Genomic DNA, 24,716 nt, shown 5'->3' on the forward strand with positions numbered 1-24,716 from the left:
GCGTCATGTCGGTTGCGCAGTGGTTTTGGCTAGCACATCGATTTCGACTCATCGGCGGGTTCCGCGGCGCAAAATTTGTAACCGATTCCCCATACGGTCAAAATTTGGCTGGGGTGAGCCGGATCGGATTCGATTTTTGCACGAAGCCGATTGATGTGTGAATTGACCGTATGCTCGTAGCCGTCGTGAGAATAACCCCATACCTGATTAAGTAGCTCCAGGCGGGTGTATATATGACCGGGATGTTTTGCGAAGAAATACAGCAGATCGAATTCGCGCCCGGTCAGCGTTATCGGTCGCCCATCCAGCCATACCTCCCGTGTTTGCGGGTCGATACGCAGGTGTGCAGTGACGATAGCCGTATCGTTAGGCGTGTGCGGTACCTGCTTGAGCGCCTCGACCCGACGCAATAGGGCGCGAATTCGGGCGGTGAGTTCAAACACGGAAAACGGTTTGGTTAGGTAATCATCGGCCCCCATTTCCAAGCCGACGATGCGCTGCGACTCTGCTGATTTGGAGCTGACGATGATAATGGGCGTATAGCTCGGCTGATTACGCAAGCGTCGACACACCTCTAAGCCGTCTATGCCAGGCAGCATCAGATCCAGTATCAGCAAGTCGTAAGCTTGCGCCGCCAGTCTCGCCAGCCCGGTTTCACCGTCGGCAGCCAATTCCACCGCAAAGCCTTCGTCGCGTAAATTCAGGTTCAGGAGACCGGCGATATCCGGGTCGTCCTCAATCACCAGAATGCGTTTGCTCGTCCTAGCCATAGGATATAGAAAGTAGCACGAAATGCTGCATTATCATCGAATTACCTAAACTGACCTAGTCACATAAATTTGACGAATTCGTGAAGGTTTCGTGATACTTGGACCGTAAATTTTATGAAATGACGTCATGCATTGACAATGCGGTCACAGATGCTAACTGCGAATAGGTAGCAATTGGTTATCGATAGAGGAGCAATTTGAACTCAAGTCCATAACTTGACGTATGGAAGGCAATAGCTATCGACTGGTTTTATCGATACCCAACTTTTGCATGCGATACCGCAGGGTACTGGGTTTGAGGTTGAGCAGTTGCGCGGCGCCGTTAGGGCCTTCGATGACCCAGCGGGTTTGTTCGAGGACGCTGAGGATATGCTCTTTGGCGACGGTATCCAGACTGGCGTCGCTGGTTTGAGCGAGTTTGACACCGTTATCGGCAACAGCGGACAATTGCTCGGGCTCGACTTCCAAAATCGGATCATCGGCCAGTATGACGGCGCGTTCGATGACATTTTCCAGCTCGCGGATATTGCCGGGCCAGCGATAGCTCTGCAAGCGCTGCATCGATTGGGCGCTGACCCCGGTTATTTTTTTTCCGATTTTCGGCGCGAATTTAGCGATTAAAAAATTCACCAGCAGCGGAATATCTTCCAGCCGTTCACGCAGCGGCGGCGTGGTCAGCGGAAACACATTCAAACGGTAAAACAGGTCTTCGCGAAAATTCTTTTCCGCCACTTCCTGTAGCAGATTCCGGTTGGTAGCGGTTATGACCCGCACATCCATTTTGATGGGTATTTGCCCACCAACTCGCTCGAATTCGCGTTCTTGAATCACGCGCAACAACTTGACCTGCACATCCAGCGGAATCTCGCCGACTTCGTCGAGGAACAGTGTGCCGCCCTCGGCCAATTCAAAGCGGCCGATGCGTTTGCTGATGGCGCCGGTAAACGCGCCTTTTTCATGCCCAAATAATTCGCTTTCAATCAAACTGGAAGGCAAGGCCGCGCAATTGACTTTAATCAATGGCCGGTTTTTCCTGGGACTGGCGGCGTGAATAGCACGGGCGATCAGCTCTTTACCGGTACCCGATTCGCCTTGGATCAATACCGACGCGTCGGTCTGCGCCACGCGTTGGACTTGGTTTAATAAGGATTGCAACGCCGGACTGCGGCCTATGATATCGTCGAAATTATGCGTCGATTTAATTTCTTCCTGTAAATATAGGTTTTGCGCTTGCAGTCTGGCCTGCTCCCGTTCCATCAACACCCGTTCGGTGATGTCGATAAACATGGTGCGCATGTATTGACGACTGGGGTCGAGTTTAGACCACCACTGTACCCAGATCGGCTGACCGTTATCCTTGCGGCGCAATTCCAGGACGACGCCATCGCTATTTGTGCCGTCTTCGATGGATTTTAGCGCTAGCTGTAATCGCTGCTGCGCTTCCACCGTGTCGGGTATAAACGAGCTGCCAATCAGACCCGGCACCTGTTCCGGCGTGATACCCAAGATGCGCATGGCGGCTTGATTGGCAGCCAGAAAGCGGGTATCGGTATCCTCGTGCACATAAGCAATCGGCGCTTCATCGAATAAATCCTTATACCGCTGTTCGCTTTGCCGGCGTAACTCTTCGACCCGAATCCGATTAAGCTCCGCCGCCGCGCGGGCCGCGAAGATCTTGAAGGTGTAGAGCAATCTCGGTTCTTCGGGCATCGCCCGCTCATCGAATATCGCCAGATGACCCAGGATATGACCGTCGGCATCTTGTAGCGGTACGCCTAGATAACTTTCCACGCCATCTTCCTTGGGAAATATTTTCCAAAGGTCCGACGGGTAATGACACAGTTTGCCAGCCAACACGTCTACACAGGGCGTCCCAGCCAGTTCCCACTCTTGATTGTCGATAAATGCGCCGTTCGTCCAGAAGGCCAAGGACCTTATCCGCGCTTTGTCGCTGGTGAATTCGGCAATGAAGCCGTTCGCAACGTTGGTGGCAATACACAGATTCCGCACCAGAGACCGTAAAAAATCTTCGCCGGTGGTTTGCACGGTGCCTTCCACCAACGCCTGCAGTATGGCGAGTTCCGACGAATCGACTGTTTGCATGAGTTTAGTACTCCGGTTGCTGACGCTACCGGCCATTCTAACCAGTCGATTCCACAACACCAAGCCACAACTATTCGCGGCAGCCGCAACTATTGGTGGCCACAGGAGGCGCAATGACCTTGGTCAAAATCCGTTATGTCTTATGTAAACGATTGTATTAATTGAAAAATATATCGTTATTTATTGTTGGCATGCCGATTGCGATTAGTTAAATGTCCGCTGCAAGCTTGGTGGACATCACTAAACCACTTAACTTTATGGAAAAGACTCATGAAAAACGTAAACACTGTTGTATCGACCGCCATGGCTTCACTGATCGCTTTAGGCACTTTGGGCTTGCAATCCGACGCGTTTGCCGCAGACAAAAAAGACGTCGAGAAATGTTACGGCGTCGCCAAAGCCGGCAAGAACGACTGCAAAACGTTGTCCAATGCTTGTGCCGGGCATTCCACTGCCGACAATCAAAAAGACGCGTTCATCGCCTTGCCTGCCGGTAGTTGCGAACGCATTGTCGGCGGCAGTCTGGAAGCGCCTGCGGATATGAAATAGCACCGTCGCCTCCCGTTCCCTTAACTCACTTTTAGTAACTTCTTATGAAAAACACATTCAAACGTACGGCAATTTCGCTTTGCCTGGCTTCATGCCTGCCTACGCTGGCTTTTGCCGATTATCGCCACGAATCCGAAGAAACGCTGTACACGCTGTCCAACGCTGCTGGGCAGAATCAAGTGCTGGCTTTTCAGCGCGCTGACGACGGTCATATGGAAGCAGTCGGCAGTTATGCCACTGGCGGCGTGGGAACGGGCAGCGGCCTGGGGAATCAAGGTGCTCTGGCGCTGAGCGAGAACAAACGCTTTCTGTTGGCGGTCAATGCCGGCAGCAACGATGTTTCGGTATTTCGGATCGTGCGGGACGGACTCAAACTCGTCGATCGCGCCGCTGAACAAGGGTTAACGCCGGTTAGCGTGACCGTCAGCCATAACCGGGCTTACGTGGTTAATTCGGGCGACGATTCGATCTTCGGTTTTGAATTCAGTCCGGCCACCGGCAAACTGAAACCGCTAGCAAAATCGTACCGTAAACTCAGCGCGCAAGGTTCCGGCCCGGCGCAGATCAGCTTTGATAAGGATGCGGATGCTTTGGTGGTGACTGAAAAGGCGACCAATAAAATCACCAGCTTTGCTTTGACCGAACAGGGTTTGCCGCACAGCCGCCATGTTGTCGATTCTTCGGGAACCACACCTTTTGGTTTCTCTTTTGGTCGGCACGGACAATTCTTTGTGGCCGAGGCCCAAGGCGGCGCGGCGAATGGGGCCACCGTTTCATCTTACCAATTGGCGGAAGACGGTTCGGCTCATCTGATCGACGGCGCTATTGCGGTCGGGCAAACGGCTGCCTGCTGGCTGGTAACCACACCAAACGGCAGCATCGCATACACCGCCGATACGCCGGCCAGCGCCATTTCGTCCTTCGCCATCGACCGAACCGGACACCTGTCCTTGCTGAATTCGAAGGCAGCCGAAGAAATTCGGCCAACCGATCTGGCCATCGCCACCGATGGTTCGGTTTTGTACACCTTGAGCGGGGGCGACCACAGCATCGGCGTATACAGCATCAACAAGACGGGTGCCCTGAAAAAGTTGGAAAGCCTGGATAGCTTACCGGCGGGCGTGACCGGACTGGTCGTTCGTTAAACCGCTAGTCGCAATCAGAAAGAGTACGACATGGTCCTCACTCAGCAACAAGCTAGACAGGCATCAGTGAGCTTGGCGATTCCGGCGTGTGCCGGAATCGGACTCCGCTCACAGCATCACCGAGATGCGTTAGTCAATCCGGTTCGGCCGGGATGGTTGGAAGTGCATAGCGAAAATTACTTCGGCCAGGGCGGTATTCCAATACGCGACCTGGAAGCCATCAGAGCCGATTATCCGATTAGCCTGCATGGCGTCGGCATGTCGCTGGGTTCGGTTGACGAGCTGGACCGGCAACACTTACGCCAATTGCAGAATCTAATTCAACGCATCGAACCGGGATTGGTGTCCGAGCATTTAAGCTGGAGTTCATTTGGCGGCAGGTATCTGAACGATCTGCTGCCGATGCCTTATACCGATGAAACGCTAACGCACTTAACCGCGCGTATCTCGCAGGTACAGGATTATCTTGGCAGGCAGCTATTGATCGAAAACCCGTCCAGCTATCTCGAATACGGCTTTTCCAGTTATTCGGAAAGCGGATTTCTTAATGCACTCGCGCAGCGTTCCGGCTGCGGCATTTTGCTGGACGTGAATAATGTCTATGTGTCCTGCGTCAACCACGGCTGGAATGCGCTGGACTACATATACGAAATAGCCGCTGACAAAGTCGGCGAGATTCATTTGGCGGGGCATACCGTAAAAACAATAGGCGAACAGAGCATTCTGATCGACACCCACAATGCGCCGGTCAGCGACGCGGTCTGGCAATTGTACCAAGCCGCTATTCAGCACCTGGGCAGCCGTCCAACGTTGATCGAATGGGATGCCGATTTACCCGCTTGGGAGGTGTTAGTGGCGGAAGCTGCAACAGCCGATATCTATCTGGAGCAGGCTTATGCACAGGCTGCATGATCTGCAACGGGATTTTTCCCGCTTTATTTGCCAAGAAACCCAACAGTTGCCGCTGGACATCAAAGCTAATGGCTTAAGTGTCGAGCAACGTTTAAGCATCTACCGGAACAATACCCGGCTGGGCTTAACCTCGGCATTGCGCGATGTTTATCCGGTGGTGAACTGCTTGGTCGGCGACGCGTTTTTTGATTGGCTCGCGGCCGACTATATCAAATCCTATCCGCTGCAAGCGGCCAGCTTGCTGACATACGGCAGGCATTTCGCCGAATTGATAGCCCGGTTTGAGGCGGCACAAGGCTTGCCCTATTTAGCCGATGTCGCCAGGCTGGAATGGCTCTGGCATGAGGTCTATCACGCAGCCGATGCCCAGCCTTTACCGCTGTCTGCGCTTGCCCGGATCGATCCGGCTCAATATGCGCAATTGGCATTCCGGCTGCATCCCACCGCACGCTTCATCGCTGCGGATTATCCGATAGAACGGATCTGGGCAAGCAATCAGCCTGATTATCAAGGGCAGGAATGCATCGATTTAGGTGCCGGTGGCTGCCATTTACTGCTTTACCGGCCGCAGTGGCAGGTGGAAATCCATGATTTGGCTGACGCCGAGTATCAACTTTTAACATTATTGGGATCCGGGCAGGCACTCAACCAAGCGGTCGAAACCGTGCTGTCGGATCACCCCGATATAAATATCTCGCACCTTTTGCAACAGTGGTTGCTTAAAGGCTTATTGACCGACTTTTATCTGGTTTGAGGTCACTGATATGAACACACAAAACATTTGCAAATTGATAGCGCCCTTTTATCAAGCGAACGATCGGGTTTATCGATTCGCAATCCTGTTGGATAAACTCTCGCCCTTAGGCAACTTGATTCTGCGTTGCTGGGTAGCCTATGCGTTTTGGGTGTCTGGTTTACTCAAGTTACAGAACTGGGACAGCACCTTGTACCTGTTCGAAAACGAATACGCGGTGCCGCTATTGCCGGCAGAGTTTGCCGCCATGCTGGCCACGGCGGTTGAACTAGCCGGTCCTTTGTTGTTGGCAAGCGGTTTGATAGGGCGCGGTGCGGCTACGCTATTGTTTCTATTCAATCTCGTCGCGGTAATCTCCTACCCCGATTTGGGAGCCGCCGGAATTGAGCAACATAAAGAGTGGGGCGTCATGCTACTGGTCTGTTGCTTGCAAGGACCGGGCAAGTTATCGCTCGATGCGTGGATAAAACAATACCTTTTTCCGCCGGAAATCGACCGCGTAGCGAGAGCCGGCAATCGGAAAAACAGATGAATAACGCAACGGTCGCACAGCCGCTACAAGGCCGAACAGCCTTGGTAGTTCAAGCCAATGCCGGCATCGGTGCGGCAGTGGCGGAAGCATTCGCCGCAGCCGGCGCCAAGGTGATGATTAATTATCTGCATGAAAACGGAGGAGCCGACCAGGTTGCGCAACGTATTCGGATCAAACAAGGGCAAGCCATGATATTTCAGGCCGATATTAGCCAGGAAAGTCAGGTGAAAAGCATGTTTGATGTCCTGGTCGCTTATTGGGGAGGCCTGGATATATTGGTCACTAATGCCGATCTGGAAATTGATGCCTCGGTGCAAGACATTAATCGTGCACAATCGCAGACCGCCCTTACTCAAAATCTGGCCGGGCAATTTCTGTGCGTTCGACAGGCCATGCATGAGTTTTCCAGACAAGGCTGCCGGTCCACTCCGCCCAACTCTGTGGGCAACATCATTTGCGTGTCTTCTTTGCGGAATGTTTTAAGCCAGGACGGGCCGATCAATTACTCGGTCTGCAAACCCAAGATGAGCAGTTTGTTTAAGGCTTTCGCTGCAGAGCTTGGTCAAGCCAATATCAACATCGACCTCGTTTCCGCCGACACTTCCCTTGTTGAATATCGGTATGCCAATCAAGAAGACATTGCAAAAGTGGCTGTTGACTTGGCTGCGGCTGCTTATGCCGATCCGGTTTTGAATAACCTTAAGATCGGAGGATCGCCCGAATGAAAACCTCTAAACCGCAAGCATTATCGTTGGCTAATAAATTGTTCGACGTTAAAAACTGAACCACCCCGAACCGAATGCCGTCGCAAATACCAGGCTGACAATACTCATCAGCTTTATCAGAATATTTAAAGCCGGGCCGCTGGTGTCTTTGAAGGGATCACCTACCGTATCCCCAACCACGGCGGCTTTATGCGCCTCCGAACCTTTTCCGCCGCCTTCACCGGTTTCGATCCATTTTTTGGCGTTATCCCAAGCCCCTCCGGCATTGGCCATCATCACCGCTAACAGAAAACCTGAGGCTGTAGTGCCAATCAACATACCCGCTAATGCTTCCTTGCCGAGAATGAATCCGGTCAAAAGCGGCACGACCACCGCCAACATGCCGGGAAAAATCATCTCCCGCAACGCGCCTTCGGTGCTGATGTCGACACAGGTTGCGTAATCGGGCGACGCTGTCCCTTCCATCAAACCGGGTATTTCGTGAAATTGGCGGCGCACCTCCATCACAATGGCATAAGCCGCTTTACTGACCGCAGTCATGGTCAGTGCCGAAAACAGGTAAGGCATCATGGCGCCAATCAATATGCCAGGCAGCATGGTGGGATTGAGCAAATTCAAATTTCCGATTTTTGCCGCACTGACATAGGCTGCCACCAAAGCCAAAGCCGTTAAAACCGCGGAACCGATAGCAAAGCCTTTGCCGGTGGCTGCCGTGGTATTGCCCAAACTATCCAAGGCATCGGTACGATGCCTGACTTCCGGCGCTAGATGAGCCATCTCGGCAATCCCGCCCGCGTTATCCGCAACCGGGCCATAGGCATCGGTAGCCAAGGTTACGCCCAGGGTACTCAGCATGCCAACCCCGGCCAGCGCTACCGCATATAAGCCGGCGGCAATCGAGCCATCCGCCTTAATCCCCAGCCAGATACTGGCCAAAATGGCGACGGCGACAATCAGCACCGGAAACACGGTACTCATCATGCCTACCGATAGCCCCTGAATAATGGTGGTTGCCGCACCGGTTTCGCAGGCTTTGGCGATCGATTGCGTGGGTTTTTCGGTGTAAGCGGTGTAATACTCCGTGACGTAGGCGATGGCATTTCCGGCCATCAAGCCGACCAGAATCACCAGCCAGTAATTGAAATGTACTCCCGAGGTTATGACGGTTACAAGGGTAAGCACCAAAACCAACACCGAAGCAGCCCACACCGAATGGCGTAAGGCGTCCAGCAGATCTTGCAGACTGGCGTTTTCGTTAATATCGGCAACCTGCTTATCTATAAGGGCAAGCACCTTATCCACAAGGCTTGTGCCTGCCGCCAGATTGGGATTTTTGTCTGCGACGATGATATAGATACCAAACAACGAGGAAATCACGCCAACGGCCGCAATCAGAAACGGTAACGCAATAAACGCTCCGGCGGCATCGCCGCCAAAAGCGGCGCCCAAGGTAGCGGCCGCGATAATCGAACCGCTATAGCTTTCAAACAAATCCGCGCCCATGCCGGCCACATCGCCGACGTTGTCGCCCACGTTGTCGGCGATGACCGCCGGATTGCGCGGATCGTCTTCCGGGATGCCTTTTTCGATTTTTCCAACCAAATCCGCGCCAACATCGGCCGCTTTAGTAAAAATGCCGCCACCCACCCTGGCGAACAAGGCAATACTGCTGGCGCCGAAACCAAAACCGGTAATGTAAATCAGGCAATTGGGATCGTTACTGAATAGCAGATACAATCCGGTCATGCCCAGCAAACTGAAGCTGACCACCGACATGCCCATGATGGCGCCGCTAGCAAACGCCACCTGCAACCCTAAATGTAATCCGCTGCGGGCCGCTTCCGCGGTGCGCACATTAGCGCGCACCGCCACATACATCCCCAGATAACCGGCACCGGCCGAGGCAAACGCGCCCAGCAAAAACGCCAAAGCGGTTTGCCATTGCAGGAAAATCGCAATCACCGCCGCGACCAGCACCACAAACACCGAGAGAATGCGATATTCGCGGTTTAAAAACGCCGCCGCCCCTTCCTGAATCGCGGAACTGATGCCCCGCATGATCTCATTGCCCTGCTCGTAAGCCAGCACTCTGCGTAACTGCCACAGCACGTAGACTATGCCCACTAAGGCCATAAATAATGCAAAAACAATAGCTATCGATGCGTGTGCCACTGTAAATCCCCTTGCCAGTTTGATCGGGTGTTGAGGGATTCTATGCCAAGGCGGCATGAATAGCGAAAATGGATTCGAACTAACGATAGAAATCCTGGCTGCCCAATTCTCAAGGTAAGGACTGGGCTGATCGAAACCGGGAATTTACCGTCTCCTCACCCCTAGCCGGACAGCTATTCATTAAGCTTGATTTAAGGACCGGGTGTGATATTGACTACCAACATAACTGAAAGTTGGAGAGAAAATCGTGGGACAAAGTACATCATTGGATTCAAATACTGCCCTTGCCCAAGTGAAGTGCGCCATAAAAGGTTTAATGCACTCGGACTACGAAGATAACGAAGACGATGTGGTCTACGCCGCCAATAAATTGAACTCTGTATTGCGGATGGTGCACGACAACTATCAGAGTTGGAACGATGAAGCCATAAGGGAATTCGTCCTGAACCAACACGATCCGCTCAGACATCTGCGGGTTAAATCGGATAAATTCCACATCACGGTCCGCAACATTCAACACGATATCATTGTTAAATTTTCATGACTTTAACGACCGACAAACTTAGTGCTAGGTTAACACCAATCAACATTTTCGGCGCCATAGCGGCATGGGCCGGGCTCGCAAAAGCCGATCCAGGAAAGTTGCCGCTGGGTTTCGCCTAGCGCAACCCAGCCGGATACCAAGCAAGCTGCCTGTTACGCGAAATACAACTCGCGCAATGCACTCTTCGATGCGGCGCTTAACTCTTTGCCATCGCTTTTGCGGACGACGGTGTACATACCTTTGGCGAGAACGATTTCCTCACCATCGCTGGCAAAGCCAACGACATGATGATTGGCGTCGAAAGGAATACGATGCAGGCCGCCGTTGTGGCTGTTGAAGTCGGCGATAATCCCCATATGCGGCGGGTTTTTAACTGAATCCCACCAAGGCAGTTTGCCGGCGTCGTGCGCCCAGGTTTGGCTCAGGGCTTCCGGCGGCAGGCAACGCTCCACCAACCATTGGCCGATCACAGCAAATTGCATACGGGCGATTTTCTCGGGTTCAGTGCCTACCATATCCCGAGTTTCCAGAATATCACCGCTCAGAAAGGCATCGGTTGCGGAAACAACGCGGTTCCAAGTGCCATCAAGATTTTTGTGTTCGAACATATTATTCCCCTTAGTCAATTTGATTTGGACAGGCATCAACACCCAAGCAAAATCATGACCAATTTCCGCCGGCTGCAGCCTCCGGAAATAACTGTTTGTTTTTAAAAACTTAAACATGGAAAGCCAGCGCTTTGTTGGCAAACAGGAAACCCACGAAAAATGCCTATTCCCCGGAATGCTTAACAACAGTTCGACAAATTATCGAATTCCCGACAAAAACGGTCTGGATTAGCGGGTTTACCTTATCGAAAAGGTGTCGAACGCTTGAAACCCGCTCATATCAACGACCAATAGTCAGTGTTATTGCTACCAGCGGCCGCGATGGTGATTCTCGAACCTTGGCATTTGCTGTTGCTGCTGTGGATAGACAAAACCCCTTACCGGCGGCAACCCGTAATATTCGGCTGGGGCCTGGTAGCCTGTCGGAGGCTGAAGAATATAGCCCCGATAACCACCTTGATAGCCTTGATAATCCCGATCCTGGTCGTAGTCGTTCCGGTAATCGTCTCGGCGATTGTATTGCCACTGTTCGGGTTGCTGTTGGTATTGTCGTGGCTGCGGCTGTTGACGAGGCATATAGCTCCAGTCGTCCTGATCGCCAAAAGCCGTACCCGACAAAAACAAACCAAATGCCAAAACCATTGAATGCCTGACCATAAATCCTCCTAAAGTGGGATTCTTCCGCGATAGCACATTACTCTCTTTCCGGCTTAAAGGGCACTTAAGCTTGGATTATTCGGTTAAGCAGACAGCGCGTTACCGGGTTTTGACCAATCGAGGTTTACTAATGTCTGCGGTAGGTCAACAATTCAGCCTGTACCCGTGCCTATAGTATTAACTTATTCATCGCAATAGGGCAGGTAAACGATGACAGCAGAGCTTCAAGTCAACCAATACCACTTCTTTTTTGAACAGCCTGCCTTAAGTTGTCATCGTGACGATACGGGCGTGTTTACCATTCAATTGCATCTCTTGCGATTATCCGTCTATGGCCGGAAGTTTTATCGCAGTTGAAAATAGCCAGCTTTCAAACAAAAAACCTCTAACTTCCAAAGCACCCGTGCGCGTTGCCGACCACCGCGAAGGCATTCCAAACAGTCTCGGCGGCATATAAAAATCCCTGGAACGCATATCCCGATGTCCGGAACGCACCTACACAGACCTGGAAGGCGTCCCCACTGAGCTTGAAGGTGCAGCCAAGAGACGCGAAGACATCGCCGGACTTGCTAGGGATGCAGCCGAGAGATTTTTATACGCCAACGGCTTAGGTTTATATGCGGCCGGGGCTCGTGGGAGTGCGTTTGAAGTATCTCTATACGTGAAGATAGCGATAGAAAAACTTAATATCTTATAAATCTGCTCCCTAAAAGCCACTCAACCTAGAAATGGATTTGTATAAAGTTACCTTGTAACTTAAACAGCAGCATTGTTTAGAAGCGAATACCAAACTGAAGGTGGAACCGGTGTTTGAAAATGACGATAAGCAATGAGATCTAGCCCAATAAGTTCTGCCTTGGCTGCCGGTGAGTCGAAGAGAATTTTTCCATAATCGGATTCCCGAATCAGATTTAACTGTTCTCTATATTCTGCTGCTGTTGCTGGCAAATGAATTGGCGCTTCAGTCGCACCTGAGTCGAAATGAGCCGTCTGGAAATAGAGATATTGATACAGATCTTTTTCAGGATGCCATATTTGGATACATACATTAGGGTATGCATCTTTAGCATTTTTCGCTAACACTATTGAGGAAATAGCGCAGCTGGTCTCAAGAGCAACTCGCACTGGATGCGGCATGGCTAGAAGTTATTTGGGAGGAGTAGAGCGGGGAAACGAAATATTGCTTTGCTGAATATTTGCAAGTTGGCGGATGCGTTATCAGTAACGCCCGGAAGAGATGCTCAAGTTTAAATTTCTTCCATCTGATCAATAATAGTCTTTATTTTAATTACAAAACAAAGACCTATGGTCGTTCCGCAGCGCGCAACCAGTCTTGTAAACCATTAACACCAATTGCCAGGAATGAATCTTGAAGGGCAATAACACGCTGTAACATAACGCCTTGGTCAGATTCTTCCCGCTCCTCTGCTTCTCGAAACAACCTCGTTAAAAGTTGTGAAAATACCCCAAAATCATACAAACGATGATTGCTACGCCGAACAAACACAGTAAATCTCTCAGCTGTGGCCAATGCTTCGTCAGGGCTATTTAAAGAAATAGCATTCAACCAATCGTCGAACCCATAAAGATCAAAACGCTGATCGGTAGTTTTCTGTTCGATTGCAGAAAAGTACAAATTAATAATTTCCAAAGAAACGCAAGTGGATGGATCATTCTTCCGAAACAGCGAAGACATTTCTGCAGCAACTGAAATTGAGATTTCGCCTGATTGTTGCAAACCTTTCAATATCCCGAAAAAGCATTGCTCGCGATGATGTGCCACGTTTTCATGATGGGTCCACACTGATGCCGCGCCTTTCCAAGCATCAATACTATTGAGCGAGCATAACCTGGCAACAAAATCATTTAATGAAATTTGACCTAAAAATGTTGCCAGGGCAGAAATTCGTCCCCAAGCTTCCAGTGATTTCCCGGTTGTGGAAGTAACGATGCGCTCAAGAATGGGAGATACTTGCGCAAATTGACTGTGGTAAGTGTAATAAAGGCAGGGCTCAGCAATAACCCAAAGGCGCTCGTCGCCATCATCCAACGCCAAATGAAAAACTTCCCAACCTAAATTAGGTGAGTAACTTTGAAAATAAGGTAACCGCCGCAAAATTAACGCGCGAATGGCCGGGTTGGGGTCGCGAGCAAAACGTCTCAGTGTTGGCACCAGTATTTCAGGAAATTGTCGACATTTTTCTGACCAGTTGATCGCAAGTATCATGACGGCCTCAGCCACATTGCCGCGGGCCATATTGATTCCTACACCAATAAGATCATCCCAATCATTTTCCGCCTCCCAAAAATTCAAGAAGCCGATGGCTATGAAGAGCAATCGAGACGCATCTTGATCGTCATCAATTACGTTTGCACAGGCTTCAAGTGATTTGGCCGCTGCCCGACGCTGACGCCAATGTGCGGAATGCCGTTCGAGTTCATCAAGAATCAGGCGTGCCAAATCTTGCGGATTAGGTTCATCAATAGGCTTCCATTCGTTATTACTTGGACGATGATTTCCAAAGCGATAGGCAAGATAAGTAGCTGCGCCATCTAAGATGTCATCGGTGAAACGATCAGGAATATCGTGCCAATGTTTGCTTAGCAGGCGCATAAAACGAACCGGGGTTCTTGACGTAGCCTCCCGCAATTGCCATTCCACCTGTTCTGCGCCACCAACCATAAAGTCGCGCTCCCAGTTGCTGCGACCTTCTTCGATATAATGAGCCAGTACTCTCAATACGGCGGCATCTGTACATTCAAAAAATCGTTCATATGTGAACGGGGGGCTAACCCAGCCTCCCCTTGCATAAATACGCTGTTGACGAATGCAAGGGCCGAATGATTTTTCCCAGCCAATCAACGCTGATTGTGCCTCTGGTGTCCGAAGATGTGCCGGAATTACCGTTATTAATTCAGCTCGTGTGGTCAATATCCAGGGATGTTCTTTAATATCTTTGTCGTTTCGTATCGTCAGGATTGATGACTGAACAGCATCCTGAGTTTTTTCGTCGAAAAATAAAAAAGATGCCGCAATTAATGTCCCGATCTCGTAGCCTAAGCGTGATTCCAACATGTCCTTGTCGGTTACCAAAGCTTGAATTTCGTCGATATTATGTTCTGGCGATTCGCTCAGAGCCAGAATCGCAAAATAGCGTAATGCACCTTCTTTGCTAAAGCAAAGGCGCTGTCTATTGCTCTGCCACCAACTTGTATGGTGTTTTGCGTGATGGAGAATTGCGCCTTCCAAAGCGTTAAACAAGACTGTTTCAGCTGAAGCATGTCCTATGTCTCGACGACTATGGGATTTCTCAAAGGATGTATCCAATAAAAAACAGTCATGCCAACCTTTTTCTGACAGATACTTTGCACCGCGGATCTGACTCCAATCCTCAACAGCGTTTATTGCTAAGCCCAATAAGCGCTCGGATTCCCGCATTCGTTGACTAAGAAAATCGTCTTTTCCGAACTCACGATATTGGCATCTAAGCTTTTTTTCGAAGTGGTATTTTTGCTTGTCTTCATCTTCAATATCGCCAGTGATGTAATGCCAAAGCATTTCATCGTCACCGCCGCCGGTCTCGATGCAATGTGCAACCGCATGGCCGAAGAAGTCATGGTCTCTACGAGGAAAGCGCAATAGCGTTTCTATCAACGATGCAGCACTGATTTCTGCACTTGAATCAAAATCGCGTAGTTCAAACGCTAACGTATAGGCCATTTGATCTCGATCAGCCCAATCCTGTTGCATTGCCAGTAACCAGAAATTAAGAACGCTACTTGGATCGGCATTTTTCCATTGTGCGATGCGCTTTGCGTGCAATACCAAACTTTGCCCATCAAGTTCTTGAAACACATAAGGGATAAGGTATTTCAGCCAGAAATGATGCCATTCTAACGACATCGCTTGCATATAGAGCGGATTAAAAAGCTCGCGATGCTTGTTGTGCAGATGTTTGATCAATGACCAATCATCGTCCTGCGGTATTTGCTCAGCAAAGGATTCCGCCACTAACCGCTTGATATGAAAAGCTGCTCCGCTATCAAAAACAGCACGTAGCTGTTTACGAAAGCTTTGTCGATCTCCCGCCGCCAGATAGGCAACATAAGCACGAATTGTCGGGCGCACAAAGGGAACCGCCGGAAGGTGTTCTATGAAAGCCTTTAAGGACTGTTCGTTTCGTTCCGCACCGCTGACAACCAGAACATCCAATAGGGTTTGATGGCCAAATTCAATATTACCAGACTGATTTTCATGCAAGACTCCGGCACTTAACAAGCGCTGAACTATGTCGCCTGACATATGGATCTGCATACGGGAAATGTCCAGCTTTCGGAATTTCAACATCTTGCTGGCTATTTTTTCTATCGCAACCATTGCCTCGTCACCCAACATGGGGTCGTTGCGAACAATCGTTTCCAAGTATTTCCGACTAAGGGCTTGGCTCGTCGTAACGTTAAACCCCCCAGTAAGCTGAGCAATATCGGCAAACATCGCCAATTCCCTAGGATTTTGCAGTAAGCTTCGAGTTGTTAAATCCAGTGACTCAGGATCGATTCCACAATCACTGATTAGCGGCGCTACCACCAAATCCCAATTCAGTGGTTTGTTAGTGACAGTACGATCCCAACTACGCTCTGCAAGGTGACGATCATATTTGCGGTCAAAGTCTCGACATGCTGTTATAACCGTTACGTTGGGAATCAATAGCAGGCGATCTATTTGAGCAAGGAAAAATGATAAAACAACATGTTCCCGCGATAGGGATAAAACATCGAGCGAATCGATAATAACGACGGTGGGTTTTCGATCTGCCATCTTGCCAACTACACCAACCAAATCCGTTGGCAAACCGTGTGCCGATCTAGCTTCTGGCGTCAGGCAATTTGCATATTCTCGACTCTGGATAAACATAGAGGCCAGATCAGCGCGATTTTCCAGGGCTTCCTGCAGTTCAAGCAGCACACAAGTCTTTCCGGAACCAGGAATTCCGCTGACCAATATCGAACGATCTGATGATTCAATCGCAGAAATTAATTCATCAACAGTATCGATGTGTAAGCGCTTTCCTGCGATATCACGACGCCATTGCCTACCAATAGCTGACGCGTTTACAAATGACTTGTCCAACTCCTGCTGCGATATTGGCGAAACCCTAGTTGCTCCTGATTGTTCCAATATCTCTGATATATCGGCTTTTGTCAGCCGATGTGACGGTTGAGCGGAGGAAACTGAACGATAGGTACGAGCACCAAGCCTATCTAACTTTGCCCACAAAACATCAAATGCGGTATTGGCGTTAGAGACGTGGTTATTTAGACGCTCTTTTAAAAGTTCTTCCGCGCGTTCAAATTCGTGCGAAAGTTCAAATGTAGTACGTTGAAGCCAGTCGTAAGTCGTTAGGCCCGATGCATTGCGCAAGTATTTCGCCAAGTCGGCATCAGTCTTCTGATGCTCAGCGGTTAAGCTTTGTCGATATGCCTTATAGTTGGGTTGAGTCCTTACATGCTCTCGCAACTTAGCAAAAGCCGCAAAATCATTGCGCGAGTAGAATATGACTCGAGAATTTTGATTATCCGCTAGGAATTGCGCGGCCTTTTCCAATTCATCGCCCAGATCAGAAATTGACCAAGGCTTAAAGTCTTTCTGGTTCTTTTTACATTGACAACAAATCAAACTGCCATCAATACACCCAATCACAATATCGTCGACAGATACAGTTTTTTCACCCGCATCCAGAGAAGTTGAGTCAATCTCTAGCCATACATATTCATCGCTTGCATAGATACTTAACGCCCATTCAAACGCGACTAATGTCTGGTAGTGATCACCACGATTCGATCGAACGCCTGCAAGACTCAAAATTTTCTCTGCTCAATCCAAGTAACAAAGTTAACAAACAATTTTCTATAACTAATAACCGGTGAATTGATAAAACCAGGTAAACCATTGGATTTACCTAGTTTTAACGTGCAGCTAAATTCTAAGAATGGCTCAATAACAAACTGTCGGATCTCGTAATTAATGGTAAAAACCAAGTGGAATCTCTAATTTGTGACCATCGAAAATTATGCATTATTTCAAATTCTTACAAGAATAAAAAATCTCTCTAAGCGCTTCCTGCGATGTGCTTGATGTGACATCCAACTCCGGTAAGCCTTGTCAATCATTCTAGCTGCGATCTGTCAGGCGATTGCCGTATCAACCTCAACAGACCGCTATACGTTCGTTACCACGGGAACCCAAAGCTGGGAGTCCTCCAAACGAGATTGAAGTCTTTCATCCTCCTCAATTTTCTAGTGTCTAAATGAAAGTTCTTGTTATTTCGCTCCTTGGTCAATCCTGGCTGTGATACGAGATACTTCTGAGTCAGGAAGTTTACGGTTTACGGCTTTCGGCCATCGCCATATTGGCTCGCGCCCCGGAAATGATAGCAATCAGAGGACTTTGACTACTCTGTCTGGGCAAAACTAAAGGTGAGCGAACGTCATTTTTGAAGAAATCCTCTAACCGGTCGACCCGAAAACCCGCGTATTGCTTCCGTGGACCATGGCAATCGAGACAGTTTGTTGCAAAAATTGGGTATATATCGGCCCAAACCAAGGTTTTAGCCTGAGGTGAGCTTGATTCAGCTGTATGTAAATCAGGATTCTGTGTTTCGATTTGATCCGTACCAGACACAGATGAACAAATAGGCTGAGGTAATGCTTTAACATCCCGCTGGGCAAGCCAGCCGAACGCGACACACAGCACTATTAGTACGCCAAGGGTCCAGATCGCGCTGCGAACTAACGAAGGTTGCGATGTTTTTATAAGGTGGCAACGCTTACCGATAACCGTAACAATCCAATTCCAGTGGAGTGCCAGATGGATCATCAAGATAGCTAAAAGTCCCAAGCTGATCCAGAAATGGATATCGCCCCATTGATGCCGACTCAAACCCCATAAAGTCAGGGTCTTGTACTACCTGGCTGCAAGGGAAAACGTGTGGCAATGCCTTGGTAAAGAAAATTGGATGACAGCAAAGATAACCGGAGTTCCACCGCCTCCAACTCCCAGTAAGCCTGCGATAAAGCCCACCAAAGCGCGCACGCAGCACAAGGTACAACAATATCCATTTAACACCCGGCATTAACCAAGCTATTTATTAGCGTTTTGGAGTAACCAGGCGGTCTCCGTCGCCGCAACTTTCCCCTTCAATTTATCCGCGATATTCTTGCTTTCAACAGGCCTCAATCGGTAAGCCGCTTCATAATGCCACCTAACTTCGTTTTCGGTCACTGAAAACGGAGGCCCATCCATCAGGCGTTGGTCGTATTCATAAGTAATCAACAATTGAGGCGCCGTGCCGCTAATGTTCATCAGATGCGAGGTATAGCGCTCTCGTATGCCGGATGGAAGGGCAACTAAAGCCGCCCGATCGTATATTGCGCTGATCGCACCAAGAAGTTCGGCAGACACGTCGAAAATATCACCCGCTAAAATATCGATATCTTTAGCGCTGTATCGGGTCAATTTGCCAGCGGTGGAAATATTTGGTTCTAAGCCAAGTTCTTTAAACAACTCGTTAACGGCGAGTTCGCTCAATTCCGCACCAACCACTCGATATCCGCCGGCAAGCAAGCAGGCGAAATCACGTGTCTTGCCGCACAACGGCAGAAACACACGGCTGTTCTTTGCCAGATTTAATTTTTCAAAATGCGCCAACAAAAACGGGTTTGCCTCGCTTTGATGAAACGCGATCTCACCGCGCTCCCATTTTTGATGCCAAAAACTTGCTTCCATATCGACTCCTTAAATCGTTAACGTATTAAAAATCACCTTTAACATGGTGTTTCAGGCTTGAACCAAGTTATGTTCCGATTTAGGATAAGAGTTCAAGTCAACTTGAAGTCAAGTATTAATTTCGATAGGTGTAACTATGGATATAACTGAGGTCGCAAAGACATCCGGATTACCCGCCTCCACGTTACGATTCTATGAAGAAAAGGGATTGATTCAGTCTACCGGCCGCGTGGGTCTGCGCCGTCTATTCAACTCCGATGTAATTGAGCGGCTGGCTTTAATCGCTTTGGGGCGTGGCGCCGGTTTCTCGCTTGATGAGATCGGTGAAATGTTTACCCCCGAAGGGCCTGAAATTAATAGAGCTTTGCTTTTGGCTAAGGCGGATGAGCTGGATAGAAAAATTAAAGAACTGACCGCTATGCGCGATGGACTTCGCCATGCCGCGATCTGCAATGAGCCAAGCCATTTTGAATGTCCAAAATTTCGTCGCCTCTTACGCATTGCGGGTAAGCATCGGTTTAGGCAGCCAACTAAATTGAAGAAAAACAAACTTTCTCAATGACCCTGACACAACATGTCGGTGTCAGTCTCCACACTTTTCGCCATTTGCTCTAAATTAGCTAACACTTACTGACTAGCTATTTCCATTCGACCGATTTCTTGCAACATCTCATCCATGTGCTTATTCGCATGAGCGATCAACGCACTACCGATAAAGGCTGGAAAATGTAATTTCCACAATTTCTCGTTCATATTAAGCCGCCTTTATCGAAACCAATTTTTATAAGCTGTTAATGTGCAGCGGTCTAGCGGGTTGCGTACCAAATTCACCCTTTCCGGATGAACAATTCGACATCCATGTTAGGCATCAGCCTAAGAATCCACACTCAAGGCCGATAGGCTGTCATGATCGTTAACCGCAACCGATATCCGTTTGAGCAACTCGATGTTGCTGCTTAGCTCCGTCATGCCGCCGACCGCCAGTGTGACGATCATAGCTTCAACGGCATAGCGATTAACAATGCCTTGCGCCCATCGCCGCGACAAATCCGTCGGGCGATGAGCCACAATATTCTGCTTCACGATTCCCCGCTATTCATCGACAAGCACTTCCTTAGGCATATGGCGATTAATCAGAAAAAACACCACCGGAATCACGATGAGCGAGAATAAAGTCGAGGCGATGATACCGAAGATGAAGCTCCACGCTAATCCCGAAAAAATCGGATCAAGTACGATCATCACCGAACCCAGTACCGCCGAAGCCGCCGTCAAAAAGATCGGATTCAAACGGGTGGCACCCGCCTCGATAATGGCGTCAGCCAAACTGATGTCGGGATTGCCGCGATAGATGTTCTCGATGAAATCGATGAGGATGATCGAGTTACGTACCACGATGCCGGCCAAAGCGATCATACCGATCATCGCCGTGGCGGTGAAGTAGATCGGGTCGGCATATTGACCGACATCCGAGGCGAACAAGTTGATAAACCAAAAGCCTGGCATGATGCCGATGACCGTTAACGGAATCGCGATCATCATGATCAGCGGCACGCCCAGCGAACCAGTCTGCCCCACCAGCAGGATATAGATCATCACCATGGCCGCCGCAAAAGCTAAGCCCAGATCACGAAACACATCGACGGTAATTTTCCATTCGCCTTCGCCGGCCATTTCGGCTTTGTAACCCGGCGGCAAGGGCTGTTGTTCGAGTTTGTCACCCAAGTCCCAAACCGCTTCCACGGGACTCCTGCCGGCCATTTCGCCCAGTACGTAAGACACCCGTTGCAGGTTTTTGTGGTAGATGGTCTGGTCACCGTTTTCCTGGACGAAGTGGCCGATTTCACTCAAGCGCACCAAGTCACCGTTGACGGACTTAACCGACAAGTTGAGCAAATCAGCTGCCGAGGAGCGTGCCGCTCTGGGTAATTGCAGTTCGATCAACAAGGGCTGACGTTCGCTAGCGATATGCAGGGTACCGGCCGAGCCGCCTTCAACCGCCAGTTTTAGGCTACTGGCAACTTGCAGATCGCTAATCCCCAATAATGCGGCTTTGTCCTGATCAAGCATAAAATGAAACTGGTCCTGTGGCGCTTGCACATAATCGTCGACATCAACCACACCTTCTGTTTTTTCAAGATCAGCCCTAACCCGATTCGATACCTTCACAATATCCCCGTAACTCGCTTCCGGCGGACCATAAATTTCCGCAACCACACTGGATAACACTGGCGGTCCCGGCGGCATTTCGACGATTTTGATGTTGGCGCCGTATTTTTGTTCGATTTTGTCGATGTCGGGGCGCATTCTCAGCGCAATCGCATGTGACTGTTGCTCACGGCGGGTTTTGTCGATCAACACCATGCGGATGTCGCCAATATAAGCGCCTTGGCGCAAATAGTAATGCCGTACCAGGCCGTTGAAATCCATCGGTGAAGCCAAGCCGACATAGGTTTGATAACTGCTGACTTCGTTCACGGTGGACAGATATTGGCCTAAAGCCGTGGCCACTTCATTAGTCGCTTCCAGCGAGGAGCCTCGCGGCATGTCAATCACCAGTTGCAGTTCGTTTTTGTTGTCGAACGGTAGCAGTTTCAACGGTACGACTCGCGTCGCCGCCATCAACGTGGAAAGGACAAACGCCACAAACACAGCCAGCAAAAACCACAAGGCCTTGGCTTTGTTGTTCAAAAGTGGCGCCATGATGGCGTGATAAAGCTTGAAACCGCGCGTTTCCTGTAAGCGGAATTCCGGTCCGTGATCTTTACCGTAATCGCTTTTTAACAGTTTATAGCTAGCCCAGGGTGTGACCGTGAAGGCGATCAGCAAGGACATCAGCATTGCAATCGGCACGTTGAAAGCCATCGGCGCCATATAGGGGCCCATCATGCCGGTGATGAAAAACATCGGCACGAAGGACATGATCACGGCAAACGTCGCTAATATCGTCGGTGGACGGATTTCATTGACCGCCGTGAGCAAGGCCTGCAGCGGTGGTTCCTTACGCATCTTGTAATGTCGGTGAATGTTTTCGACATCGACGATGGGGTCGTCCACCAGCAAACCGAGCGACAGGATCAACGCGAACAGTGTCACCCGGTTGATGGTGTAACCGAAGATTAAATCCAACATCAGGGTCACCGCAAACGTCATTGGCACCGCCAATGACACAATCAGCGATTCCTTGAACCCCAGCGACAGGGCCAGCAACACGATGATGGTCAATATCGCAATACTTAAATGCATTACCAGTTCGTTGACCTTATGGTCGGCGGTTTCGCCGTAGTTGCGGGTAATGGTCACCAGCACGTCATCGGGAATTAGCGTGCCGTGCAATTGTTCGGTGAGTTCCAATACCTGCTCGGCGACACCGACCGCGTTGCTGCCGCGACGTTTAGCAATGGCTATGGTGGCCATTTGCCGCTCTTCACCGACGGCGGGTAACGCATCGCTATGGCCTATGGTTTTCATCTGTTCGACACCCGGCCCAAAGCCGATGCGGGTGTAGTAATCGGTATCCTTTGGGCCATCAATGATTTCGGCGACATCGCGCAAATAAACGAGTCGGCCGGCAACGCTTTTCAGCACCGTCGCCCCAATTTGCTCAACAGACTGGTAGTTGGGACCGGATTCCAAGAGGATTTCGCGGTTGTTTTGATTGAGTCGGCCGGCTTGCAAATTGACGTTGCTTTGCGCCAAGGCTTGTTGCACCTCCAACAGACTGACCCCGGCAGCCTGCAATTTAGCGGGATCAGGATGCACCGAAATCTGCCTTGGTGCGGCACCGAGCACCGAGCTTTCACCCACATCGTCGATCGCGCGCAAACGTTCGATCAGTTCTTCCGCAATACGACGGATAGCCATGATGTCTTCACTGCCCTTGGGCATCGACAAGCTCAGCAACAAAATCGGTACATCGTCGATTTCCACGGGCTTCACCACCCAGTCGCTGACGCCGGCCGGAATGATGTCCAAATTGGCCTGCAGTTTGTCACGGGTTTTGATCAAGCTGTCTTCGATACTTTCGCCGACCCGATAGCGCACTGTCACCAGTGACTGGCCCGGACTGGACGCCGAGTAGACATACTCCACCCCTTGAATCTGCTTGAGCAGCACTTCCAACGGCGTGGTGACGCGCTTCTCGACTTCCTCCGCAGTCGCCCCCGGATAATGCACAAACACATCCATCACCGGTACGATGATTTGCGGATCTTCCTCACGTGGTGTCAACATCAATGCCGCCGCACCGGCCAGCAATGAGATCAGCAAAAATAATAACGATAGGTGCGAGGTAGTGAACAGCCGGACGATGGCGACCGTCAGGCTGTCTTTTTGAGTTCCAACCGGTTTCATGGCACCTTTCATGGCAACTGCCCACCGTTACTTAGGATGGTTTCACCTTCATGCAGCCCGGACAGTACTTCGACTTGCTCGCCATAGGTTTTGCCGGTGCGAATGTGACGCGTCGAGAGCCTTTCACCATCGATGACTTTAACGGCTTCTAATTGGCCATAATGCAAAATAGCCGCCGCAGGAATCATTAACGCTTGTTGCGCAGTTTCACAACCCAATTCCAACCAACCGAACTGACCGTGCTGTAAACCTTCGATTTTCGGTAATTTGACTTTGATGTCTTGGGTACGGGTTTGCGGGTCGATTTCCGGGGCCATTTCATCAATCGTTCCCGTCACACTTTGCTGTAATGTGTCGAAGCGTACTTTGACTGCCATGCCTAATTTGATCGACGCGGCACAATGGCTCGCAATCGAAGCTTCAAGACGCAAATCGTCAGGTTTATGCAAGGTCACTATAGGTTGATTGGGTAAACCCATATCCCCAGGCTCTTGTAAGCGTTCGCCGACAATACCGTCAAACGGCGCGTACAACACGTTCTCACCCAACATCACCTGGCTTTGTTGGGCAGCACTGGCGGCCTGGCTGGCCATGGCTCGCGCCGCTTTGGCTTGTGCTAATGTGGCATCGTAATTTTGCCGGGTCGCCGCCTGTTTTTCGTACAGATCAACCATGCGTTTTTCATCGGCACTGGCTTGCGCCGCCTGGGCTTGCGCGGCAGTCTGTGCAGCGCTGGCCGCATTGTAAGCAGCCCGCAAATCCCTATCATCCAGACGGGCAATGACATCGCCTTTTTTCACCTTGTCGCCAGGGTGTACGGTGATTTCAACAATGCGGGCATTCAATTTTGGCGCTATCTTTGCCGCTACCCGCGATCTGACCACTCCTTGCCAGGACAAGCCATTATCGGCCGTTTGTTTGCCTACTTTTAAAGTTTGCGCACCGCTGGGTAAGGCCTCCCCACTCCCGGCAGTGGTGCCGGGTTCGGTTTTTTCATCGCCGCCTAAAATCCCCAGCGCAAATAAAATCACCAGCAGCAACGCCGTGATCGCAGCTGCGGGAATTAGCCACTTCGGGGTGTTTGATTCGGATAAATGTTCGGTCAT

21 protein-coding genes are annotated in these 24,716 nt (G+C 50.1%); 8 read left to right on the forward strand and 13 right to left on the reverse strand.

Going from position 1 to position 24,716, the window contains the following annotated elements; translation table 11 throughout:
• Positions 1 to 29 precede the first annotated feature (29 nt).
• Together ACH50O_RS18175 and ACH50O_RS18180 are read right to left on the reverse strand one after the other, a co-directional pair.
• Positions 30 to 770 carry a response regulator transcription factor gene (locus ACH50O_RS18175; protein ID WP_446809160.1) on the reverse strand — a complete coding sequence of 247 codons (741 nt, stop codon included), beginning with the start codon at positions 768 to 770 and terminating at the stop codon, positions 30 to 32.
• A 237-nt stretch (positions 771 to 1,007) separates the two neighbouring features.
• A complete protein-coding gene (locus tag ACH50O_RS18180; protein ID WP_446809161.1) occupies positions 1,008 to 2,873 on the reverse strand; it encodes a sigma 54-interacting transcriptional regulator in 1,866 nt (621 codons plus the stop codon).
• A 270-nt stretch (positions 2,874 to 3,143) separates the two neighbouring features.
• Between ACH50O_RS18180 and ACH50O_RS18185 the strand changes: the two genes are divergently transcribed.
• The 6 genes from ACH50O_RS18185 to ACH50O_RS18210 are packed head-to-tail and all read left to right on the forward strand — an operon-like array spanning position 3,144 to position 7,490.
• Complete coding sequence (locus ACH50O_RS18185) at positions 3,144 to 3,422, forward strand: BufA1 family periplasmic bufferin-type metallophore (RefSeq protein WP_446809162.1); 279 nt, start codon at positions 3,144 to 3,146, stop codon at positions 3,420 to 3,422.
• 44 nt (positions 3,423 to 3,466) lie between these two features.
• Positions 3,467 to 4,567, forward strand: a complete 1,101-nt coding sequence (locus ACH50O_RS18190) for a lactonase family protein (protein ID WP_446809163.1) — start codon at positions 3,467 to 3,469, stop codon at positions 4,565 to 4,567.
• A 30-nt stretch (positions 4,568 to 4,597) separates the two neighbouring features.
• On the forward strand, positions 4,598 to 5,479 hold the full coding sequence (bufB, locus tag ACH50O_RS18195; RefSeq protein ID WP_446809164.1) for an MNIO family bufferin maturase: 882 nt from the start codon (positions 4,598 to 4,600) through the stop codon (positions 5,477 to 5,479).
• Positions 5,463 to 6,233 (forward strand): HvfC/BufC N-terminal domain-containing protein, encoded by a 771-nt coding sequence (locus ACH50O_RS18200; protein WP_446809165.1) that lies wholly within the window; start codon positions 5,463 to 5,465, stop codon positions 6,231 to 6,233. Before bufB ends, ACH50O_RS18200 begins: the two co-directional genes overlap by 17 nt.
• Before the next feature lie 10 nt (positions 6,234 to 6,243).
• Complete coding sequence (locus ACH50O_RS18205) at positions 6,244 to 6,765, forward strand: DoxX family protein (protein ID WP_446809166.1); 522 nt, start codon at positions 6,244 to 6,246, stop codon at positions 6,763 to 6,765.
• Positions 6,762 to 7,490 (forward strand): SDR family NAD(P)-dependent oxidoreductase, encoded by a 729-nt coding sequence (locus ACH50O_RS18210; RefSeq protein WP_446809167.1) that lies wholly within the window; start codon positions 6,762 to 6,764, stop codon positions 7,488 to 7,490. Before ACH50O_RS18205 ends, ACH50O_RS18210 begins: the two co-directional genes overlap by 4 nt.
• Before the next feature lie 48 nt (positions 7,491 to 7,538).
• On the opposite strand, the gene ACH50O_RS18215 is transcribed toward ACH50O_RS18210, so the two are convergent.
• Positions 7,539 to 9,623 carry a sodium-translocating pyrophosphatase gene (locus tag ACH50O_RS18215; RefSeq protein WP_446812170.1) on the reverse strand — a complete coding sequence of 695 codons (2,085 nt, stop codon included), beginning with the start codon at positions 9,621 to 9,623 and terminating at the stop codon, positions 7,539 to 7,541.
• Between the two features lie 355 nt (positions 9,624 to 9,978).
• Here ACH50O_RS18215 and ACH50O_RS18220 point away from each other — a divergent pair, with 355 nt between their 5' ends.
• On the forward strand, positions 9,979 to 10,206 hold the full coding sequence (locus ACH50O_RS18220; protein WP_446809168.1) for a hypothetical protein: 228 nt from the start codon (positions 9,979 to 9,981) through the stop codon (positions 10,204 to 10,206).
• A gap of 152 nt (positions 10,207 to 10,358) precedes the next feature.
• Here the strand turns inward: ACH50O_RS18220 and ACH50O_RS18225 are convergent, their stop codons facing one another.
• The 6 genes from ACH50O_RS18225 to tmpT all read right to left on the reverse strand — a co-directional run bounded on the left by ACH50O_RS18225 (position 10,359) and on the right by tmpT (position 19,257).
• The gene (locus tag ACH50O_RS18225; protein ID WP_036273899.1) at positions 10,359 to 10,814 is read right to left on the reverse strand and encodes a hypothetical protein; all 456 of its coding nucleotides are present in this window, start codon (positions 10,812 to 10,814) and stop codon (positions 10,359 to 10,361) included.
• Between the two features lie 306 nt (positions 10,815 to 11,120).
• Entirely contained in the window at positions 11,121 to 11,471 is a 351-nt protein-coding gene (locus ACH50O_RS18230) for a hypothetical protein (protein WP_446809169.1), read from the reverse strand.
• 756 nt (positions 11,472 to 12,227) lie between these two features.
• Complete coding sequence (locus ACH50O_RS18235; protein WP_446809170.1) at positions 12,228 to 12,608, reverse strand: hypothetical protein; 381 nt, start codon at positions 12,606 to 12,608, stop codon at positions 12,228 to 12,230.
• A 166-nt stretch (positions 12,609 to 12,774) separates the two neighbouring features.
• On the reverse strand, positions 12,775 to 17,334 hold the full coding sequence (locus tag ACH50O_RS18240; RefSeq protein ID WP_446809171.1) for an AAA family ATPase: 4,560 nt from the start codon (positions 17,332 to 17,334) through the stop codon (positions 12,775 to 12,777).
• 516 nt (positions 17,335 to 17,850) lie between these two features.
• Positions 17,851 to 18,411, reverse strand: a complete 561-nt coding sequence (locus tag ACH50O_RS18245; RefSeq protein ID WP_446809172.1) for a c-type cytochrome domain-containing protein — start codon at positions 18,409 to 18,411, stop codon at positions 17,851 to 17,853.
• 201 nt (positions 18,412 to 18,612) lie between these two features.
• Positions 18,613 to 19,257, reverse strand: a complete 645-nt coding sequence (gene tmpT / locus ACH50O_RS18250) for a thiopurine S-methyltransferase (RefSeq protein WP_446809173.1) — start codon at positions 19,255 to 19,257, stop codon at positions 18,613 to 18,615.
• 136 nt (positions 19,258 to 19,393) lie between these two features.
• On the opposite strand from tmpT, the gene ACH50O_RS18255 reads away from it, so the two are divergent.
• Positions 19,394 to 19,819 carry a helix-turn-helix domain-containing protein gene (locus ACH50O_RS18255; RefSeq protein ID WP_446809174.1) on the forward strand — a complete coding sequence of 142 codons (426 nt, stop codon included), beginning with the start codon at positions 19,394 to 19,396 and terminating at the stop codon, positions 19,817 to 19,819.
• A gap of 65 nt (positions 19,820 to 19,884) precedes the next feature.
• Here the strand turns inward: ACH50O_RS18255 and ACH50O_RS18260 are convergent, their stop codons facing one another.
• The 4 genes from ACH50O_RS18260 to ACH50O_RS18275 all read right to left on the reverse strand — a co-directional run bounded on the left by ACH50O_RS18260 (position 19,885) and on the right by ACH50O_RS18275 (position 24,716).
• Positions 19,885 to 20,010 carry a hypothetical protein gene (locus tag ACH50O_RS18260; protein ID WP_446809175.1) on the reverse strand — a complete coding sequence of 42 codons (126 nt, stop codon included), beginning with the start codon at positions 20,008 to 20,010 and terminating at the stop codon, positions 19,885 to 19,887.
• Between the two features lie 120 nt (positions 20,011 to 20,130).
• Positions 20,131 to 20,340: a hypothetical protein gene (locus ACH50O_RS18265; protein ID WP_446809176.1), complete on the reverse strand. Its 210-nt coding sequence runs from the start codon at positions 20,338 to 20,340 to the stop codon at positions 20,131 to 20,133.
• 9 nt (positions 20,341 to 20,349) lie between these two features.
• On the reverse strand, positions 20,350 to 23,622 hold the full coding sequence (locus tag ACH50O_RS18270; RefSeq protein WP_446809177.1) for an efflux RND transporter permease subunit: 3,273 nt from the start codon (positions 23,620 to 23,622) through the stop codon (positions 20,350 to 20,352).
• On the reverse strand, positions 23,619 to 24,716 hold the full coding sequence (locus tag ACH50O_RS18275; RefSeq protein WP_446809178.1) for an efflux RND transporter periplasmic adaptor subunit: 1,098 nt from the start codon (positions 24,714 to 24,716) through the stop codon (positions 23,619 to 23,621). Before ACH50O_RS18275 ends, ACH50O_RS18270 begins: the two co-directional genes overlap by 4 nt.

The sequence above is a fragment of the Methylomonas sp. 2BW1-5-20 genome, from assembly GCF_052474515.1.

Excerpts from the sequence above, each read along its gene's own strand:
- ACH50O_RS18180 (WP_446809161.1), bottom strand. The coding sequence starts at position 2,873 with ATGCAAACAGTCGATTCGTCGGAACTCGCCATACTGCAGGCGTTGGTG.
- ACH50O_RS18220 (WP_446809168.1), top strand. The coding sequence starts at position 9,979 with ATGCACTCGGACTACGAAGATAACGAAGACGATGTGGTCTACGCCGCC.
- ACH50O_RS18235 (WP_446809170.1), bottom strand. The coding sequence starts at position 12,608 with ATGCCGCATCCAGTGCGAGTTGCTCTTGAGACCAGCTGCGCTATTTCC.
- ACH50O_RS18275 (WP_446809178.1), bottom strand. The coding sequence starts at position 24,716 with ATGACCGAACATTTATCCGAATCAAACACCCCGAAGTGGCTAATTCCC.
- ACH50O_RS18175 (WP_446809160.1), bottom strand. The coding sequence starts at position 770 with ATGGCTAGGACGAGCAAACGCATTCTGGTGATTGAGGACGACCCGGAT.
- ACH50O_RS18230 (WP_446809169.1), bottom strand. The coding sequence starts at position 11,471 with ATGGTCAGGCATTCAATGGTTTTGGCATTTGGTTTGTTTTTGTCGGGT.
- ACH50O_RS18190 (WP_446809163.1), top strand. The coding sequence starts at position 3,467 with ATGAAAAACACATTCAAACGTACGGCAATTTCGCTTTGCCTGGCTTCA.
- ACH50O_RS18205 (WP_446809166.1), top strand. The coding sequence starts at position 6,244 with ATGAACACACAAAACATTTGCAAATTGATAGCGCCCTTTTATCAAGCG.
- ACH50O_RS18225 (WP_036273899.1), bottom strand. The coding sequence starts at position 10,814 with ATGTTCGAACACAAAAATCTTGATGGCACTTGGAACCGCGTTGTTTCC.
- ACH50O_RS18260 (WP_446809175.1), bottom strand. The coding sequence starts at position 20,010 with ATGAACGAGAAATTGTGGAAATTACATTTTCCAGCCTTTATCGGTAGT.
- bufB (WP_446809164.1), top strand. The coding sequence starts at position 4,598 with ATGGTCCTCACTCAGCAACAAGCTAGACAGGCATCAGTGAGCTTGGCG.
- ACH50O_RS18200 (WP_446809165.1), top strand. The coding sequence starts at position 5,463 with ATGCACAGGCTGCATGATCTGCAACGGGATTTTTCCCGCTTTATTTGC.
- ACH50O_RS18215 (WP_446812170.1), bottom strand. The coding sequence starts at position 9,623 with ATGGCCTTAGTGGGCATAGTCTACGTGCTGTGGCAGTTACGCAGAGTG.
- ACH50O_RS18210 (WP_446809167.1), top strand. The coding sequence starts at position 6,762 with ATGAATAACGCAACGGTCGCACAGCCGCTACAAGGCCGAACAGCCTTG.
- ACH50O_RS18185 (WP_446809162.1), top strand. The coding sequence starts at position 3,144 with ATGAAAAACGTAAACACTGTTGTATCGACCGCCATGGCTTCACTGATC.
- ACH50O_RS18255 (WP_446809174.1), top strand. The coding sequence starts at position 19,394 with ATGGATATAACTGAGGTCGCAAAGACATCCGGATTACCCGCCTCCACG.
- tmpT (WP_446809173.1), bottom strand. The coding sequence starts at position 19,257 with ATGGAAGCAAGTTTTTGGCATCAAAAATGGGAGCGCGGTGAGATCGCG.
- ACH50O_RS18270 (WP_446809177.1), bottom strand. The coding sequence starts at position 23,622 with ATGAAAGGTGCCATGAAACCGGTTGGAACTCAAAAAGACAGCCTGACG.